The organism is Micromonospora sp. ATA51, from assembly GCF_016802855.1.
In the GTDB taxonomy this organism is placed as follows: Bacteria; Actinomycetota; Actinomycetes; order Mycobacteriales; family Micromonosporaceae; genus Micromonospora; species Micromonospora sicca.
Genome location: NZ_JAEVHJ010000609.1, coordinates 1 through 1786 on the forward strand (window position 1 = coordinate 1; position 1786 = coordinate 1786).

3 protein-coding genes are annotated in these 1786 nt (G+C 69.8%); all 3 read right to left on the reverse strand.

The genetic code is table 11. The annotated features are described in order from the left end of the window. Nucleotides 1-602, reverse strand: a 602-nt coding sequence (locus tag JNW87_RS38265) for an SAM-dependent methyltransferase (protein ID WP_238455427.1), incomplete at its 3' end; no start/stop codon positions are given. Between the two features lie 86 nt (nt 603-688). Then, a complete protein-coding gene (locus JNW87_RS38270; RefSeq protein ID WP_238455428.1) occupies nt 689-1363 on the reverse strand; it encodes a GPP34 family phosphoprotein in 675 nt (224 codons plus the stop codon). Between the two features lie 6 nt (nt 1364-1369). Further along, nucleotides 1370-1786, reverse strand: a 417-nt coding sequence (locus JNW87_RS38275) for an acetamidase/formamidase family protein (protein WP_238455429.1), incomplete at its 5' end; no start/stop codon positions are given.

A 1786-nucleotide genomic window follows, 5' to 3' on the forward strand; every position in this document is an offset into this window, starting at 1 on the left:
GTCTGGCTGGTGGCCGTGCCGGAGGTCGCGTGGGAAATGACGAGGGCGCTGCCGGGACTCGCTGCGGCGCGGAAGGGTTCCACGATGGCGTTGACGTCTCCGGGGATGAAGTGCAGGACCGAGACGAACAGGACGGCCACCGGGCGGGCGAGGTCAATCAGCCGCTGGGTGGCGGGGTTGTCGAGAATGAAGTCCGGGAAGCAGATGTCGGCCTGGATGACGTCGACCCGCGGGTCGACGCCCAGCAGGGCCCTGGCATGTGCGACGGCTATCGGTTCGACGTCGACGTAGAGCACCCGCGCGTCGGCGTTGACGCAGTGGGCGATGTCGTGGACGTTGCCGACGGTCGGTATGCCTGAGCCGAGGTCGATGAACTGGCGTATGCCCTGCTGCAGCGCGTATCGGACGGCGCGGCGCAGGAACGCTCGGTTGGCGCGGGCAGCGGCGGCGACGTGGGGTGCGACGGCGAGGACGGCGTCGGCGGCTTGCCGGTCGGCGGCGAAGTTGTGGCTGCCGCCGAGGAAGTAGTCGTACATTCGCGCGGCGTTCGGGCGGCTCAGGTCAAGCTCGGCGGGCGCCCAACTCATCGCCTCGGTTCCCATGGTCGTTCCCCCGGTGCTGACTTGGGCGTTCGTGATCGCTCTCGGTGGTGGTGGCTGCCCGATGCTTGTGGCGGTGTCGTGGCTGCTCATCGGTACACCGATACGGCGGTCTCGCCGATGAGGTCTTCGACGGCGCAGATGATTTTTTCGGTGGCGGGTGTGTGGTGTCCGGCGCGGGCGAGCATCTGGCGGAGCCGGTCGCGTAGGTCGGTGTCGAAGCCGTCGAGGTACAGCTCGGATTCGAGTCGCAGGGCCCGCAGTAGACCGGCGAGAGCGTCGGTCTGCGGGTCGGGGTCGTCGTAGCCGAGGACGCTGTAACGCAGCCGCCCACGGACGCGGTGGATGACCGCCGGGTCTGTCGGCGGGTAGGCGATGGACCGGCCGAGCATGCGGCGTCGGGTGACCTGCTCGACAAGGCCGCCGGCGATGAGCCCCGCGGTGACCTTGTCGTAGGCGTGCTCGCCGAGCAGCCGCACGGCCTCACGGACGGACAGCGCACGGTGGTGGCGGGCCAGGAACGTCAGGGCCCAGTCGGCGACAGGATCGCCGGTGGGTTGCCGGTTTACGGCGATGGCGGCGTCGCCGACGACGCGGACCCGTTCGATCGGTGCGACCAGGTTGGTGAGGATGGCTCCGGCCAGCGCGAGCGACAGGGACGGCAGGTGAGCCAGCGGAGCGCCGGTGTCATTGTGGGTCAGCACGAACAGCTCGACGCGTAGCGGGAGGCGGCCCGGCGTGGTGTCGAAGACGGGGTGGCTCATGGCGGGTCACCTGGCCGGCTCGGCGATGCGGCGCAGCCGCTGGTGCACCCCGCCGTAAGGGCTCGCGCCCGCCAGGACGGCTTTGGTGAGGGCGGCGTGCATGGTGTAGAGCGGGTCGCAGACGTTGCCGGGTGCGGCGCGGCCGGCCTGTGAGACGAGTTGGTAGGCGTCGAGCAGCTCCAGTCCGGTCAGTTGTGCCGTCCAGGTGACCAGGTCGTGTTGGCTGATCCGGTACGCGTCCTCTAGGGGTCGGGCGGCGCCGATCGAGAGGATCCGGTGGTCGGTCTCGATGCGCGGCCATGGTGTGGTCACGCCTTTGATCAGGTCGACGGCGATGGTGACGTTCATGGCGGTCTCCACCGCGACGCCGCACACCTCGCCCTGGCCTTGGCGGGCGTGGCCGTCGCCGATGGCGAACAGCGC

Excerpts from the sequence above, each read along its gene's own strand:
- JNW87_RS38270 (WP_238455428.1), bottom strand. The coding sequence starts at position 1,363 with ATGAGCCACCCCGTCTTCGACACCACGCCGGGCCGCCTCCCGCTACGC.